The following is a 15,706-nucleotide window of genomic DNA, read 5'->3' as shown; positions in this document are numbered from 1 at the left end:
CATGGCAGATCTGTTCGACAGCGGCATAGCGCAACCTGATCAACCTGAACCGAACCGGCCCCTGGCGGACCGGATGCGGCCCAAGTCATTGGGTGAGGTGATTGGCCAGGCGCAGGTGCTGGGGCCGGATGCACCTCTGGGTGTGATGCTGGCCTCGGGGTCGCTGTCGTCGCTGATTTTCTGGGGTCCGCCGGGCGTGGGGAAAACCACCATCGCCCGGCTATTGGCGGATGAAACCCATCTGCATTTTGTCCAGATCAGTGCGATCTTCAGCGGCGTTGCAGATCTGAAAAAGGTATTTCAGGCCGCCAAGATCCGGCGGCAAAACGGGCAGGGGACGCTGCTGTTCGTGGACGAGGTTCATCGTTTTAACAAAGCGCAGCAAGATGGGTTCCTGCCATATATGGAAGACGGTACCATCTTGCTGGTCGGTGCCACCACTGAAAACCCGAGTTTCGAGCTGAACGCTGCGGTGCTCAGCCGGTCGCAGGTGCTGGTGCTGGAACGCCTGTCGTTGGTAGATCTGGAGTTGATGACCCAGCGCGCCGAGAAAGAGCTGGGTCGCGCGCTGCCTCTGGATGGCGAAGCGCGGGATGCGTTGCATGAGATGGCTGATGGCGATGGTCGCGCCCTGTTGAACCTGATTGAACAGGTCGCCGCTTGGAAGGTGGAAACGCCGTTGAACCAGGACGCACTGGCCACTCGGCTGATGCGGCGCGCGGCCAAGTTCGATAAATCTGGGGATGAGCATTACAACCTGATTTCGGCCCTGCACAAATCCATTCGCGGATCAGACCCAGATGCGGCGTTGTATTGGTTGGGACGGATGTTGGAAGGCGGCGAGGATCCGCGGTTCCTTGCTCGTCGACTGACAATGATGTCGACCGAAGATATCGGCATGGCGGATCCGCAGGCCAACACAGTCTGCCTGAATGCCTGGCAGACCTATGAACGCCTTGGCAGCCCAGAAGGGGAGTTGGCACTGGCCAATGCCGCCGTCTATCTGGCTTTGGCGCCAAAATCGAATGCGGTTTATGTGGGCATCAAGGCGGCGCGGCGATTGGCCAAACAAACCGGCAGTGCGCCACCCCCCAAACACATCCTGAACGCGCCGACATCGTTGATGAAGGATCAGGGCTACGGTGATGGTTATGCCTATGATCACGATGCCGAGGATGGCTTTTCGGGCCAGAACTACTTCCCGGATGGCGTCAAACACCCCGTCTTGTACAAGCCGGTCGAGCGCGGCTTTGAGCGTGAGTTGAAGAGGCGGGTCGACTATTTCGCCAAACTTAGGGCGCAACGCAATTCCTAAGGAGACAGCGTGACATTCTATCCATCTCTTTTCCGACTTTTTCTTCTTTCCCTAACTTTTTTGTTCCCTCTCTCCGGCCCAGGTCCTGCACTTGCCGACATCTATGATGATGCCCGTGAAATTTTGCGCACCAAGGAGGGCAACACGCGAAAGTGGGACTACACGCCGACCATTGCTGTTGTGCATAGTGGCGAATTTGATTTCGACGTGTTGGATGAAATGTTGCGCGACTTACGAACAGCGACCGCCTTGGATTTGCGTTCTCCGTCAACTGCGCGCGTAATAAACCTCTCGGGGGCCTTGGACAGTTACCCGGGCACGATCAAAATGCGCTGGAGAAAGAAACTAAACGATAATCCAGAAGACATCACGGGGCGAATGACCTGGGAGGAGAGGGCCCAGCCGGTGTTTGGAGATATTTTCATTTTTTCGTTGCCGACAAAGGACCTGACCTACTTTGGGGCACTTAGCCATCCAATGTTCAAATCCGGAATCTTGATGCGGCAGTTAGCCGAAGGAGCAGGGCCATGTTTTTTCCTGATGAGATCCAAGCATGACCGGCTGCAACAGGTTCATATATATCTACGTGACGACATCGGACCTGAGGATTTTCGCATCTGTCTGTGGGAGGAGTTGAGCCAGTCAATGGGTTTGCTCAGAGATGCCGAGGGCACTGAATATTTTACCTATGATGACAGAGCAGATGAAAAAGACATAACCAATGATCTGCTGTTGCTGAGAGCGCTTTACGATCCTGACTTACCATCAGGCACCGATGTTGAAACCGTGGTGGGTCGGTTCCAAGAGTTACATCAGACGCAATAGCCCAGAGACCCTGCTACGCTTGACATCCGGCCCCCTACACGCAAAAGACCGCCAATGTTTTATACAGTCCTATATGTTGCCCTAGGGGGCGCGATCGGCGCGACGGGTCGGTATCTGGCAGGTTTGGGGATTATCCGCCTGCTGGGGCACCACCCGTTTCCAGTGGCGGTGCTGACGGTGAATGTTGTTGGCTCGTTCCTGATGGGGGCCTTTGTGATTTTGGCAGCCCATCGTGGGCTGACCCACCTTAGCCCCTTTGTGATGACCGGGATGCTGGGTGGGTTCACCACGTTTTCAGCGTTTTCGCTGGAAACCGTCACCTTGATGGAGCGCGGGGCCTTTGGGTCTGCGGCGCTATATGTGGCGATGTCGGTGATCCTGTCGATTGCTGGACTGTTTCTTGGCCTGATGGCCGCAAAAGGGGTGCTGACATGAGTGGCGTTCAAAAGATTATCGTAGCAGACGACGACACGGACCAGCGCCTGGATCGCTGGCTACGGCGGCTGTTCCCACATGTCAGCCAGGGCCGCATCGAGAAGATGTGCCGCAAGGGTGACCTGCGTGTGGATAGTGGCCGGGTGAAACCCTCGACCCGTGTTATAGCCGGGCAAACTGTGCGGGTGCCGCCATTGCCAGCCAGTGACCACCGTCCCAACGAGACCCAGCGACGGATCTCGGATGCGGATATCAAGATGATCCAGTCCTGTGTGATCTATCGCGACGATCATGTAATTGCGCTGAACAAGCCGCATGGGCTGGCAGTGCAGGGTGGCAGTGGCCAGAGCCGTCATGTGGACGGATTGGCCGAGGCGCTGTGCTTTGAGCTGGATGAGAAGCCTAAGCTGGTGCACCGGTTGGACAAGGATACCTCGGGTGTGCTGCTGCTGGCGCGGACCCGACTGGCGGCCAAGTCGCTGACAGCGGCGTTCCGTCACCGCGAAACCCGCAAGATTTACTGGGCCGTTGTTGCCGGGGTGCCGCATCCCAAGTCTGGTATGATCAAGACCGGGCTTGTTAAGGCACATGGCCACGGACCGGGTGGCGAGGGTGAGAAGATGTACAACATTCACCCGCGCGACATCGACGACACGCCGGGAGCCAAGAAAGCAATAACTGATTACTCGCTGTTGGAGGCCGCCGGTAAACGTGCGGCTTGGATGGCGTTGAGCCCTGTTACAGGGCGCACCCATCAGTTGCGGGCGCATATGGGGGAACTGGGCCATCCAATTGTTGGCGACGGCAAGTACGGTGGCTCCGGTCAGGAAAACCTTGGCGATGGCTGGGGCTCGCAACTCGGCGATGAGATTTCCAAGAAGCTGCACCTGCACGCGCGCAGCATCAAGATTGAGCACCCCGAGAACAAGTCGGTTCTAAACATCACCGCGCCGCTACCCAAGCATATGCAGGATACCTGGGATTATTTCCAGTGGGACCCAAGGGATGTACCCGAAGATCCGTTTGAGGAGCTGGAATGAGCGCAGACCTGCGGCTGATTCTGTTCGATATGGATGGCACCCTGGTGGACAGCCAGGGCGCCATCACGGGTGCCATGGCCGAGGCTTTTGCAAAAGTTGGTCATGTCGCGCCGTCGCGGGACGCTGTCCTGTCGATTATCGGACTCTCGCTGGATCTGGCAATGGCCGAGCTGGCCCCCGATGCGGATGCCGACACACGAGACGCCTTAGTTGAAGGCTACAAGTCTTCTTACATGGTGTCGCGGCAGGCTGCGGGTAAGGCGCATTCACCTCTGTATCCGGGAACACTCGAGATGTTGTTGGCACTGCATGCGGTGCCTGAATATTTGCTGGGTGTCGCCACTGGCAAATCGCAGCGCGGGCTGGATGCGGTGATCGCATCCCATGGCCTGAGCTGTTTTGTGACCCGGCAATCGGCTGACTATCACCCGTCAAAACCACATCCTTCGATGATCCATACCGCAATGGCCGAGACTGGAGTGGCACCAGAACATACGGTGATGATTGGCGATACCTGCTATGACATCGATATGGGGCGAACGGCAGGCGTCAGGACCATTGCGGTGGACTGGGGATACCATCCCGCAGACCAGTTGAACGCGGATCATACCCTCAACAATTTTGCTGAATTGGCACCTTTGTTGCGTGAAATTTGGAAGGCTTGAGACAATGAGCACATGGAAGAATAAACGATTCTGGGAACAGGTCTCGGTGACCGAATCAGATGAGCGATTCGCGGTGGAACTGGACGGTCGGCAGGTCAAAACACCTGCCAAAACGCAGCTGATTCTCCCAACACGTGCCATGGCCGAGGCGATAGCGACGGAATGGCGGGCTCAGGAAGAAATTGTTAATCCAAATACGATGCCCTGCACACGCTCGGCTAATGCCGCTTTGGACAAGGTCCAAACGCAGCACGCCGAGGTGGCTGATATGCTGGCGGACTACGGCGATTCCGACCTGCTGTGCTATCGGGCTGAGACCCCCCGCGAGCTGGTGGCACGTCAGGATGAGCAGTGGGATCCTGCCTTGGATTGGGCCGAATCGGCCCTAGGTGTGCGACTGCATAAACGGCAGGGGCTATTGCATAAGCGGCAGGAGCCTGAAGCGCTGGAAGCTCTGCGCACAAAAGTTCATGCGCTGACGGCGTTCCAATTGGCAGCTTTTCATGACCTAGTCAGCATGTCGGGCTCTCTGATCCTTGGATTTGCGTCCGCCGCCGGTTGGCGTGGTGCTGACGAGATCTGGACCCTCTCGCGTTTGGACGAACTGTGGCAGGAAGAGCAGTGGGGGCCGGATGACGAGGCCCAATCCGAAGCTGAGATCAAAAGGCAGGCCTTTCTGCATGCCAAGCGATTTTATGATTTTTGCTGACCGAAAAAAATCATTGTTTGCAACGCTGGTTGTTGGGCCCTGAAATCGGCTTGCAAGGACTAAGTTCGCATTCCGACCATCGAATTTCATGATCCTGCACTTGACGTCTGCTGATGAATTAGCACAAACTTAGCGACGAATTAGGGATATACCCTTTTTCACTCTCATTTCCGACATTGCTGGTGTCGGGAAAAAAACCGCCATCTAAGGCGGGAATATCAGGAAGAGGTAAAAATGAAAAAAACTGTATTTATGGGCGCGCTCACAGTAGCCGGTCTGGCTGCTGGCGTTGCCGCTGCTGGTACACTTGACGACGTCAAGGCCCGCGGCAAACTGAACTGTGGCGTGACAACTGGTCTGGTTGGTTTTGCTGCTCCCGACGCAAACGGCGAATGGGCTGGCTTTGACGTTTCTGTCTGTCGTGCTGTCGCAGCTGCTGTTCTGGGTGACCCAACGGCTGTTGAGTTTGTTCCGACAACCGGTAAGACACGCTTCACCGCGCTGGCCTCTGGCGAAATCGACATGCTGGCTCGTAACACCACATGGACCTTCTCGCGCGACGTTGACCTGAAGTTCACCTTTGTTGGTGTGAACTACTATGATGGTCAGGGCTTCATGGTTCCAAAAGACCTGGGTGTTTCCTCGGCTAAAGAACTGGACGGCGCGACTGTTTGTATCCAAACCGGTACAACAACCGAGCTGAACCTGGCGGACTTCTTCCGCTCGAACAACATCAGCTACGAGCCGGTTCCAATCGAAACCAATGCTGAAGCTCAGCAGCAGTATCTGGCTGGCGCTTGCGACGTGTACACCACTGACGCATCCGGCTTGGCTGCGACACGTGCAACTTTCGAAGCACCTGCTGACCACGTTCTGCTGCCAGAAATCATCTCCAAAGAGCCTCTGGGCCCATTGGTACGTCATGGCGACAACGAGTGGGGTGACGTTGTTCGCTGGACTCTGAACGCAATGGTTACAGCTGAAGAGCTGGGTGTGACTTCGGCAAACATCGGTGAGATGTCTGCTGGCACAGACAACCCAGAAATCAACCGTCTGCTGGGTACCGAAGGTACTCTGGGCGAGATGCTGGGTCTGTCTGCTGACTGGGGCAAGAACGCCATCATGGCTGGCGGCAACTACGGTGAAGTCTTTGCCAAGAACATTGGTGAAGAAACACCAATCGGTCTGGCCCGTGGTCTGAACGCACAGTGGACTAACGGCGGCCTGCTGTACTCGCCACCGTTCCGCTAAGAACCGCAAGGTTAAGGGCGCAGGTAACCCCTGCGCCCTTTTCCTATCTGCAATGCAAACTCGATCACAGGAAGCAGGGACAAACCTTGCTCAGATAAGATCGAGGGAGTCACGGGGATCATTAAATTATGACCACTATAACCGACCCACCGCAGGGGTCGTTCCGGCTGTCGATGCTGTTGAGCGACACGCGCTACCGGTCTCTGACGCTTCAGGCCATCGCGGCCCTCTGTTTGGCGCTGGCGATCTTGTACCTTGGCAACAACGTTGCTACGAACCTAGCGAAACTAGGTCTGAACATTGACTTTGGGTTCTTAGGCGTACCTGCCGGGTACGACATTAACCAACGACTAATCGAATACAGCAGCCAATCCACCAACTTACGCGCAGCGTTTGTGGGTATTCTGAATACATTGCTGGTGGCTTTCCTTGCTTGTATTCTGGCTACAATATTTGGCGTTCTCGCCGGTGTTTTGCGTCTGTCCAACAACTGGATCGTCTCAAAATTAATGGCGATCTACGTCGAGATCTTCCGCAATATCCCAGTGCTCATCTGGATCGTCATCATCTTTACGATCATGACTGCCGTGTTGCCTGGTCCACGTGCATTCCGCGGCGACGAAGCTACGGCAAGCATGCTGTTTGACTCATTCGCCTTTACCAACCGCGGTATCTATCTGCCTGCTCCGGTTTGGGGTTCCGGGTCGATGGTTGTGGTTGTGACTTTCCTGCTCTCCATCGTTGGCGTCATTGGCTACCGTCGTTACGCGACCAAGCTGCTTTACGATACAGGCCGGTTGCTACCAACTTTCCTGCCAAGCCTCGCGATCTTCTTCCTGCCAACAATCCTGATGTTCTTCATCATGGGCATGCCAATCGGCTTGGAATATCCAGAGCTAAAGGGCTTCAACTTCAAGGGTGGCATCAAGATTGGTGGTCCTCTGATCGCAATCTGGTTTGCTTTGTCTATCTACACCGGCGCTTTCATCGCAGAAAACGTGCGTGCGGGTATTCAGGCTGTATCCAAGGGTCAGACCGAAGCTGCTGCAGCCTTGGGTCTTCGCTCTGGACGGATCATGAGCCTTGTTGTGCTGCCACAGGCACTGCGCGTGATCATTCCGCCGTTGATCTCTAACTATCTGAACATCACCAAGAACTCGTCTCTGGCGATTTTGGTGGGCTATGCCGACGTTACGGCCACGCTGGGCGGGATTACCCTGAACCAGACAGGTCGCGCAATCGAATGTGTTCTGCTGCTGATGTTGTTCTATCTCGTCATCTCGCTGAGCATCTCTGCTGTGATCAACGTCTACAACAATGCAATTAAGTTGAAGGAGCGGTGAGCATGTCTGATCAGACAAATAACTCTATCGCCTTCGTGCGCACCGAAGAAGTGCCTGCTATGCCACCGCCTTATACGGCGTCTGGCCCGGTAAAGTGGGCGCGCGATAACCTGTTCTCGACACCGGCTAACGCGGTTCTGACCCTTGTCGCGGTCTACGTGATCTATGTGATCCTAAGCGGTACGATGCCTTGGATCCTGAACGGGGTTTGGGATTCACCAAGCCTGGCTGTTTGCCGCGAAATTCTTGATGGCAAATCAGCCGCATGTTTCGCGGTGCTCACTGAGCGGTGGAACCAGCTGCTGTTTGGGTTCAAGTACCCCACAGATCTGTACTGGCGCCCGGGGCTTGCCTTTGTGCTGTTTTTCTTTGCAGCTGCACCGGTGTTGTTCTTCGATCTGCCACGCAAGTTGCTGATTTTTACAGGACTGTTCCCGTTCATTGCCTTCTGGCTGATCTGGGGTGGCTCAATCATGACACCATTGCTTGCCTTGGTCGGCATCGTAGCAGGGTATACTGTCTACAGTCGTTTGGTTGCGAGCAATTTTGCCCTTGGCTTCTTTGGTGGCATCATTACAGCCCTAATCATCTGGTGGCTGGGCGGAGCAATCCTGCCTAGTGGAACGATCGAAGAAGGGGCCATGCGGTCTGTGCCATCCCGTGATCTTGGCGGCTTTATGCTGAACATGATGCTGGGTGTAACCTGTGTGTCTTTGTCGGTGCCAATCGGCATTGCGCTGGCGCTTGGACGTCAATCGGACATGCCGCTGATCAAATACATCTGCGTTGTATTCATTGAATTCATTCGCGGTGTGCCCTTGATCACCTTGCTGTTCGTGGCAAGTGTTATGCTGGCGTATTTCTTCCCGCCAGAGGCCACGGTTGATCTGTTCCTGCGTGTGGTGATCATGATCACATTGTTCTCGGCGGCCTATATCGCCGAGGTGGTCCGTGGTGGTTTGGCGGCATTGCCCAAAGGCCAGTACGAAGCGGCTGACTCTCTTGGGTTGGACTATGCTCAAAGCATCCGGCTTATCATTCTGCCACAGGCGCTGAAAATCTCCATTCCTGGCATCGTGAATGTGGCTGTTGGCCTGTTCAAGGATACAACGCTGGTTTCGGTCATTTCGATGTTCGATCTGGTGGGTATGATCCGTGGTCCGATCCTGGCGTCTACCGACTGGAATGGCGTCTACTGGGAGCTCTTTGGCTTCGCCGCACTTCTCTTCTTTGTCGTCTGTTACGGCATCTCACAATATTCGCAGTGGCTGGAACGCCGTCTTGCGACAGATCACCGATAAGGGGGCCGCACCATGGCTGAACAATCAAAATTGAAGGTGCACGACGAAGTCGCGATCACCATTCAAAACATGAACAAGTGGTACGGCTCATTTCATGTGCTACGTGACATCAACCTGACCGTTAATCGGGGTGAGCGGATCGTAGTATGTGGGCCGTCGGGATCTGGTAAGTCGACGCTGATCCGCTGCGTCAATGCGTTGGAAGAGCATCAGCAGGGTAGTATCGAAGTTGACGGTACCCTGTTGTCATCTGATCTAAAGAACATCGACAAGATCCGATCTGAGGTTGGCATGTGCTTCCAGCACTTCAACCTGTTCCCGCATCTTTCGATCCTGGAAAACTGTACACTGGCTCCGATCTGGGTTCGTAAGACACCTAAGAAAGAAGCCGAAGAGCGTGCGATGCACTTCCTGGAGAAGGTGAAAATCCCTGATCAGGCCAATAAGTACCCTGGTCAGCTTTCCGGTGGTCAGCAGCAGCGTGTGGCGATTGCCCGTAGCTTGTGCATGATGCCTCGTATCATGTTGTTTGATGAGCCGACCTCGGCGCTGGACCCTGAGATGATCAAAGAGGTGCTCGACACCATGATCGAACTCGCGGAAGAGGGCATGACCATGATCTGCGTAACCCACGAGATGGGCTTTGCCCGTCAGGTGGCGAACCGCGTGATCTTTATGGATGCGGGCCAGATTGTGGAGCAGAACGAACCAGAAGAGTTCTTCAACAACCCACAAAGCGAACGTACTCAGCTGTTCCTGAGCCAGATCCTGGGTCACTGATCCAAGTTTTGCAGGAATAAGAATTGGCCCCCGGAATTCCGGGGGCCTTTTTCGTTTTAGGGTGTGAAACTTAACTCTAGTACCGGGTGCCCAAAGAAGGGATCCATTTTCTCGATCCCCTCAACGAAGCCATAAGAATTATAAAACTTGCGACCGATGGAATTATCAGTGAAGACCTCGAGGCTCAGAGATCCTTTGGCTTTGACTGCGCGGTCCATCAGGGCTGTTCCAATGCCACGACCATGCAAGGATGGCCGTAGAAACAGCCCGCCAACCTGGTTACCAATTAGAGCAACAAACCCAACCGGCTCGTCGTGTAGTTCTGCAACGTAGATTTCAGCCATATCCAGGAACTGGTCCCGGATCATGGCTTCGGCCTGATCCAATTGCTCGGCTGTGAGAAAGGGATGTGCCAGTTCACTGGCATCGCGCCAGATAGATAAAACAGCCTGTTTGTCTGTTGAAGTATAAGGTCTGATCATTGTCAGGAGATCCTGTGTGTGCCGCACACATGCGGCGAGTTGTCTGTATAGAATGGTCACGCCGATCAAATCACCTGCCTAGTGAGCTAGACGGTGTTAGGTAGATGCGGGGTGAAGGAGCCAAGGGACGGCTCCGCTCTTAACGGGACATAAAATCTCCAGATCAGTCACGCGCAGCCTATCCATGACCGGTTAGATTGGCAATCGAAGAGCCGTTAAAGGAGGAGGCTGATTGACAAGCCCAGAAAGTTTAGTCGACCAGTAATTCCCTCGGAACAATGAAATCAACAAGTTTCCCACTGCCCCATTGTAGGTCTCGCCAGCGGGCAATGTCGAATTCAAGCACCAGTGTGGCTCCGGTTGGATAGTTGAAGAAACGTGGATTATCTGGCGTTTTGGCGGCGATCGCCCGGGCAAATGTACCGATGCCAGGGTTATGGCCAAGGATCATGGTGCGTGGCTGTTCTGCCTCGCTGAGCACCTGGAAAATGATGTCTGCATGGGCGTGGTACAGCCGTTCGACAAACACAGCCGGGGCCGCAAGGTTCATACGTTCATAGGTTTCACGTGTGCGCTGGGACGGGGACGAGATTACCTGGTCGGGCAGGTGGTCTCGTTCTCGTAACCAGTGCCCCAGAGCGGTGGCCGAATGGCGGCCGCGCCTGTTCAAAGGGCGTGCATGGTCGCTGGGTGCATTGCTGTCCCAAGCGGATTTGGCGTGGCGGGTCAGAATCAATGTGTGGGTCATGGGGAATGAAAATAGTGCATATGATGCGAAGATTGAGATTTTTTTCGATTAGCCCCCGCACTAAGCGGACAAGCGCGCCTTGCTTTGCAGCCTGCCTCCATACAATTGGCGCCGTCTGGCGTATCCAAGAAATCGTGACAGGCGTTTAAATCGTAGGGGTTAGCCGCCGTTAGGGCCGCAACCGGACAGGCGGTCAGGCAGGGTTTATCTGGGCATATCTCACAGGGAGATTTTTTACGGTAAAGGGAGGGAATGTCGATTTCCTGGTCGAAATGCAGTGCCCCGCGGAACGAAATCATCAATCCCACCTGATCATGTACCATCATGCCCGATGGTGATGAAAACGCCCGCCCCGAAGCCAGTGCCCAATTGATAAACGGCGCATAGGGCGGGCCGCCAAAGGGAAAATAGGGGGATGCCGAGAGGTGTTCGGCCAAGGCGCCAACTACGCGTATCGACCAGCGATCTATTGGATCATGATTGCCGTCATTGGCCTCGGGCGAGGCCTTGAAAACCGGCCAAAATGCCCCGGTGGTGCCTAGCAGGACCAGTGTGCCGTTGTTCACCTCCTTAACAGGTGTGAGGCGGGGATGCAGTGTGCCCTGTACCTCAAGCCCCTGTGCCTGCACCGCTGTTGCGATCTGATCCAGTGTCATTGTCGTCTAAATGGCAGCAGCAGGCTCCATCCCAGTTTGCTTGGGCGTTTATCCTGCCAGCGCAGACCGACGGTCATGTCGTCGTGGCCTAGGCTGGGCTGAGCGACATAGGTTCCAAACAGACGGTCCCAGATCGCCAGGGCAAAGCCATAGTTGCTGTCATGCTCTTCACGCAAGGTAGAATGGTGGACACGGTGCATGTCAGGCGTGACCAGCACCAAACGAATGATGCGATCCACCTTGGCTGGGATACGCAGGTTGGCGTGGTTGAACAGGGCGGTGCCGTTCAACAGCACCTCGAACAGAACCACAGCCACAGCTGAGGGGCCGAGCAGATAGACAAGCCCGATTTTCAACAGCATCGACAAGGCCACTTCGAAGGGGTGGAACCGCACGGCGGTGGTGACATCCATGTCGCGATCGGCGTGATGCACCCGGTGCAGACGCCATAGGATCGGAATTTTGTGGGTCAGCATATGTTGCAGCCAGATGGCAAAGTCGAGCACCAACACCGCCATTACCAGTTCGACCCAGCTAGGCAGGGTGACGGCGTTCAACAGCCCCCAGCCCGTGGCTTGGGCATCCAGTGCCGCGCCAACAGCCAGCAGAGGCAAGCCAATGGCCATAGCGCGCAGGGTCAGGGTGTTGAGCACCGTGATAGCCATATTGGTGGTCCAGCGCCGTGGGCGGGACAAGCGGCGCGCCCGGCGCGGGGCTAGATGCTCGACAACGGCGAACAGGGCAAACAGGCCAAGGAAGATGGTCAGGCGGAGGAGGGCTTCGTGTTCCATGCATTCAGAAATGCGCATGTGAAAGGCAAACGCAAGTCTGTTGGCAACAGGATTAAGGCTGAAAACGGCAGATGGCGGGAAAATCCCCGCCAGTTCCACTTAATCGGGTCGGATCATCGAACCGGCACCGTGATCGGTGAACAGCTCCAGCAGGACCGAGTTCTGCACCCGACCGTCGACGATGGTACAGGCCCGCACACCACTACGCACCGCCTGCAGCGCGGTTTCGGTCTTGGGAATCATACCGCCAGCAATCACGCCTGTACGGGTCATCTCTTCGACATCTGCGGCCTTTAGCTCGGTCACCACTTCGCCGCTGTCGTTCTTGACCCCGGCTACATCCGTCAGCAACAGCAGGCGGTCGGCCTGAAGGGCCGAGGCTATGGCACCGGCGGCGGTGTCACCGTTGATGTTGAAGGTCTCGCCGTTGCGGCCTGACCCGATGGGGGCAATCACCGGGATGATATCCTTGGCGAACAGATCGTGCAGCACGGCTGGGTCCATATCGGCAGGGGTGCCGACAAAGCCCAGTTCCGGGTTGGTCTGGTCACAGGTGATCAGGTTAGCGTCTTTGCCCGACAGGCCAACGCTGCGCCCGCCCTGGCGGTTGATTGCCTGTACGATGCGTTTGTTCACAACACCCGACAGCACCATTTCCACCACTTCCATGGTGGCCTGATCGGTGACGCGTTTGCCATTCACAAACTCGGATTGGATGGCCAGCTTGTCCAGCATGGCGTTGATCATCGGGCCGCCGCCATGCACGATCACCGGGTTTACGCCGACTTGTCGCATCAGAACCATGTCTCGGGCAAAGGTATCCATGGCCTCGTCGCTGCCCATGGCGTGACCGCCAAGTTTGATGACAACAATGGCCCCATCATAGCGCTGCAAATACGGCAGTGCGCTCGACAGGGTGGCGGCAGTGGCAATCCAATCGCGGTTCATGTTCTGTTTCTTCATCGCTGGTCCCTCTGTCTGCCCGTGTTACGCGGTTATCGGCGTGGTGCCAAGAGTGCCATTGCAGCCAGCGGTGCTGGTGATAGGGTCGGGCCAAAGAAACCTGATGAGGGCAGAAAAATGAGCCAGAAAACCCTGTTGCTGACTGGCGCTAGCCGCGGCATTGGCCATGCAACTGTTCGGCGGTTTCATGAGGAAGGCTGGCGGGTCATCACCTGTTCGCGCAATCCTTTGCCGGAAGGCTGCCCATGGGGAGGTGAAGACCATGTGGAATTGGATCTGTCTGACCCGTCTGACACCATCAATGCGGTTGGAGCGATCCAGGAAAAACTGGGTGGCAAGCTGGATGCGCTGGTCAATAACGCAGGAGTTTCGCCCAAAGGCCCCGATGGCGAGCGGCTCAGCACGCTGAACACGGATCTGATGCAGTGGGGCAAGGTGTTCCATGTCAACTTTTTTGCTTCGGTGGTGCTGGCGCGTGGGCTTAAGGATGAACTGGCGGCTGCCAAAGGCTCAGTTGTCAACGTGACGTCGATTGCGGGCAGTCGGGTGCATCCATTTGCCGGGGCGGCTTATGCCACCTCTAAGGCTGCCCTGGCGGCGCTGACGCGTGAAATGGCGCATGACTTTGGCCCTTTGGGGGTGCGGGTCAACGCGATTGCGCCGGGAGAGGTGGAAACCGCGATTCTGAGCCCCGGAACGGACAAGATTGTCGAGAAGTTGCCGATGCAGCGTTTGGGCCAGCCCGAAGAAGTCGCAGCTGCAATCTATTTCCTATGCTCAGGGGACAGCTCGTACATCTCGGGGGCCGAGATCGAGGTCAATGGCGCGCAGCACGTTTAGTGCGGCATGCCTGAAAATGGTGTGTGCCGCACAGTGGACGCATAGCGCCACACACCTTGGGCCCCGGAAATGTAGGAAAACCGGGGCCCAATTCTGCGCTTATGAAAGCGCGCGTTTGATGACTGGGATGTTGCCCAAGATCAGCACGTCAAAGGCCAGCACGGCCAGCAGAGTCAGCCCAACCAGCGGGAAGGCCAGCGAAGTCAGCACGCAGATTAGCGCAGCGCCTTTCCACAGCGGTTGATCCTGGATCACTGGCGGGGCGGCCAGACGTAGCGAACCCGCGGGGCGGCGCTTGAGCCATATCACGGCACCGGACACACACACAAAGATCACCGCCAGGCAGAACACCAGGTTCAGGATAAAGCTCCAGGTGCCCATCAGGCCCATGTGGAAGGGGATACCAACAGCCATGGCCTTACCCATCCACGAGTAGTCATCATATTTGACGTCCGCCAAAATCTTGCCGGTGTATTGGTCCACGTGAATGGTGCGGTCGACAAACGGGTCATTGCTGTCGCCACTCATGCTGTCACGATTGATGGTCCAGACACCGTCTTCTCCACGTGGGAAGGCAACACGGAAACGGCCGTCCATACCCAGCACACGGCCCAGGATCACAACGCTGTGCAGGTTGATTGCGGTGTCACCGGGAATGCCGTTCACGCCGGCATCCGAACCGGAGGCTGGCATTGGGGTCTGCTCCAGCGCCCAGGGCACATCGTTGGTGTGGCCGTGGTTCATGCTGGCATGGGTTTTGTCCGACAGAGGGACGTTGTCCCATTTCTCCGCCGGGAAACTGGACCAAGGCTGGACGATCTTACCGCCCCAGACACCAGCCCAGGACAGACCGGAAATCAGGAAGACAACCAGCAGGGCTGAGATCCAGAAACCGGTGACGGCATGCAGGCTCTTCCACAGGGCGCGGCCGCGGGCTTTGAAGTTGGGGATCAACATGCCCAGGCTGTTGCCACGCGGCCACCACAGGTAGACGCCGGTCAGCACCAGAACCAGCCCAAGGCCAGCGGCGATCTCTAGAATTCGGTCGCCGGTATCACCGATCAGCAAGGTGGAGTGTATGTTGTCGGCAAAGTCGTACCAGCCTGCGCGACGGTCCCAGCTTTCGATCACTTCGCCGGTGTACTGGTTCAGTGCGACCAGGCGCTGGCCTTCTTCGGTTTTGATACGGAACACTGTGGCCAGATCTGGCGCCTTGGGGCCGATCCATTCAACCAGAGTACCGGGCACAGTGTCTAACGCGGCTTGGGATTGTTCGGTGATTGTCAGGGCGCTGTCCTGCATGGTTACAGGGATCTTTTCCCCATCACGACCATCGGTCTGGGCGATCAGCATCATCATGAGGCCGGTGACGGCCAGAATAATCAGGAACGGAATCACAAATAGTCCGGCATAAAAATGCCAGCGCCATACGGCGAAATAGAATTTCTCAGATAGCGAGCGGGAAACACCCGCAGTTTGGCTGTCGGTGGCCATTGTTCTCTCCATATCGGAACAGGTCCGGACGCAGGAGCGCCGGTGTCAAAAGTTTGGGAATGTTCAGA

Annotated in this window: 17 protein-coding genes; 11 read left to right on the top strand and 6 right to left on the bottom strand. The window is 56.1% G+C overall.

Annotated features, from left to right (window positions below):
- Window position 1: 1 nt before the first annotated feature.
- The 10 genes from AC2T28_RS20960 to AC2T28_RS20915 all read left to right on the top strand — a co-directional run bounded on the left by AC2T28_RS20960 (window position 2) and on the right by AC2T28_RS20915 (window position 9,664).
- A complete protein-coding gene (locus AC2T28_RS20960) occupies window positions 2-1,315 on the top strand; it encodes a replication-associated recombination protein A (RefSeq protein WP_486750599.1) in 1,314 nt (437 codons plus the stop codon).
- 9 nt (window positions 1,316-1,324) lie between these two features.
- Window positions 1,325-2,140: a DUF2927 domain-containing protein gene (locus AC2T28_RS20955; RefSeq protein ID WP_486750598.1), complete on the top strand. Its 816-nt coding sequence runs from the start codon at window positions 1,325-1,327 to the stop codon at window positions 2,138-2,140.
- 54 nt (window positions 2,141-2,194) lie between these two features.
- Window positions 2,195-2,575, top strand: a complete 381-nt coding sequence (crcB, locus tag AC2T28_RS20950) for a fluoride efflux transporter CrcB (protein ID WP_486750597.1) — start codon at window positions 2,195-2,197, stop codon at window positions 2,573-2,575.
- Window positions 2,572-3,615: an RluA family pseudouridine synthase gene (locus AC2T28_RS20945; protein ID WP_486750596.1), complete on the top strand. Its 1,044-nt coding sequence runs from the start codon at window positions 2,572-2,574 to the stop codon at window positions 3,613-3,615. Before crcB ends, AC2T28_RS20945 begins: the two co-directional genes overlap by 4 nt.
- Entirely contained in the window at window positions 3,612-4,280 is a 669-nt protein-coding gene (locus AC2T28_RS20940) for an HAD-IA family hydrolase (RefSeq protein WP_486750595.1), read from the top strand. The genes AC2T28_RS20945 and AC2T28_RS20940 overlap by 4 nt, the downstream gene beginning before the upstream one ends.
- Window positions 4,281-4,284: 4 nt before the next feature.
- Entirely contained in the window at window positions 4,285-4,989 is a 705-nt protein-coding gene (locus AC2T28_RS20935; RefSeq protein ID WP_486750594.1) for an ATP12 family chaperone protein, read from the top strand.
- 234 nt (window positions 4,990-5,223) lie between these two features.
- Window positions 5,224-6,240, top strand: a complete 1,017-nt coding sequence (locus AC2T28_RS20930) for an amino acid ABC transporter substrate-binding protein (protein ID WP_486750593.1) — start codon at window positions 5,224-5,226, stop codon at window positions 6,238-6,240.
- A gap of 128 nt (window positions 6,241-6,368) precedes the next feature.
- Entirely contained in the window at window positions 6,369-7,583 is a 1,215-nt protein-coding gene (locus AC2T28_RS20925; protein WP_486750592.1) for an amino acid ABC transporter permease, read from the top strand.
- Window positions 7,584-7,585: 2 nt separating this feature from the next.
- Complete coding sequence (locus AC2T28_RS20920) at window positions 7,586-8,884, top strand: amino acid ABC transporter permease (RefSeq protein ID WP_486750591.1); 1,299 nt, start codon at window positions 7,586-7,588, stop codon at window positions 8,882-8,884.
- 12 nt (window positions 8,885-8,896) lie between these two features.
- Complete coding sequence (locus AC2T28_RS20915) at window positions 8,897-9,664, top strand: amino acid ABC transporter ATP-binding protein (RefSeq protein WP_486750590.1); 768 nt, start codon at window positions 8,897-8,899, stop codon at window positions 9,662-9,664.
- A 56-nt stretch (window positions 9,665-9,720) separates the two neighbouring features.
- On the opposite strand, the gene AC2T28_RS20910 is transcribed toward AC2T28_RS20915, so the two are convergent.
- The 5 genes from AC2T28_RS20910 to argB all read right to left on the bottom strand — a co-directional run bounded on the left by AC2T28_RS20910 (window position 9,721) and on the right by argB (window position 13,304).
- A complete protein-coding gene (locus AC2T28_RS20910; protein WP_486750589.1) occupies window positions 9,721-10,146 on the bottom strand; it encodes a GNAT family N-acetyltransferase in 426 nt (141 codons plus the stop codon).
- Window positions 10,147-10,396: 250 nt separating this feature from the next.
- Window positions 10,397-10,894: a SixA phosphatase family protein gene (locus AC2T28_RS20905; RefSeq protein WP_486750588.1), complete on the bottom strand. Its 498-nt coding sequence runs from the start codon at window positions 10,892-10,894 to the stop codon at window positions 10,397-10,399.
- The gene (locus AC2T28_RS20900) at window positions 10,891-11,550 is read right to left on the bottom strand and encodes a ferredoxin (protein ID WP_486750587.1); all 660 of its coding nucleotides are present in this window, start codon (window positions 11,548-11,550) and stop codon (window positions 10,891-10,893) included. Before AC2T28_RS20900 ends, AC2T28_RS20905 begins: the two co-directional genes overlap by 4 nt.
- Entirely contained in the window at window positions 11,547-12,341 is a 795-nt protein-coding gene (locus AC2T28_RS20895; protein WP_486750653.1) for a sterol desaturase family protein, read from the bottom strand. Before AC2T28_RS20895 ends, AC2T28_RS20900 begins: the two co-directional genes overlap by 4 nt.
- 99 nt (window positions 12,342-12,440) lie before the next feature.
- Window positions 12,441-13,304, bottom strand: coding sequence for an acetylglutamate kinase (gene argB, locus AC2T28_RS20890; protein ID WP_486750586.1), 864 nt, complete (start codon window positions 13,302-13,304; stop codon window positions 12,441-12,443).
- 117 nt (window positions 13,305-13,421) lie between these two features.
- Between argB and AC2T28_RS20885 the strand changes: the two genes are divergently transcribed.
- Entirely contained in the window at window positions 13,422-14,144 is a 723-nt protein-coding gene (locus AC2T28_RS20885) for an SDR family NAD(P)-dependent oxidoreductase (protein WP_486750585.1), read from the top strand.
- A gap of 99 nt (window positions 14,145-14,243) precedes the next feature.
- Here AC2T28_RS20885 and AC2T28_RS20880 read toward each other — a convergent pair whose 3' ends face one another.
- On the bottom strand, window positions 14,244-15,638 hold the full coding sequence (locus AC2T28_RS20880) for a PepSY-associated TM helix domain-containing protein (RefSeq protein ID WP_486750584.1): 1,395 nt from the start codon (window positions 15,636-15,638) through the stop codon (window positions 14,244-14,246).
- Window positions 15,639-15,706: the final 68 nt, after the last annotated feature.

This window comes from Parasedimentitalea nitratireducens (genome assembly GCF_057444295.1).
This window is presented reverse-complemented; position numbering and strand designations above follow the sequence as displayed.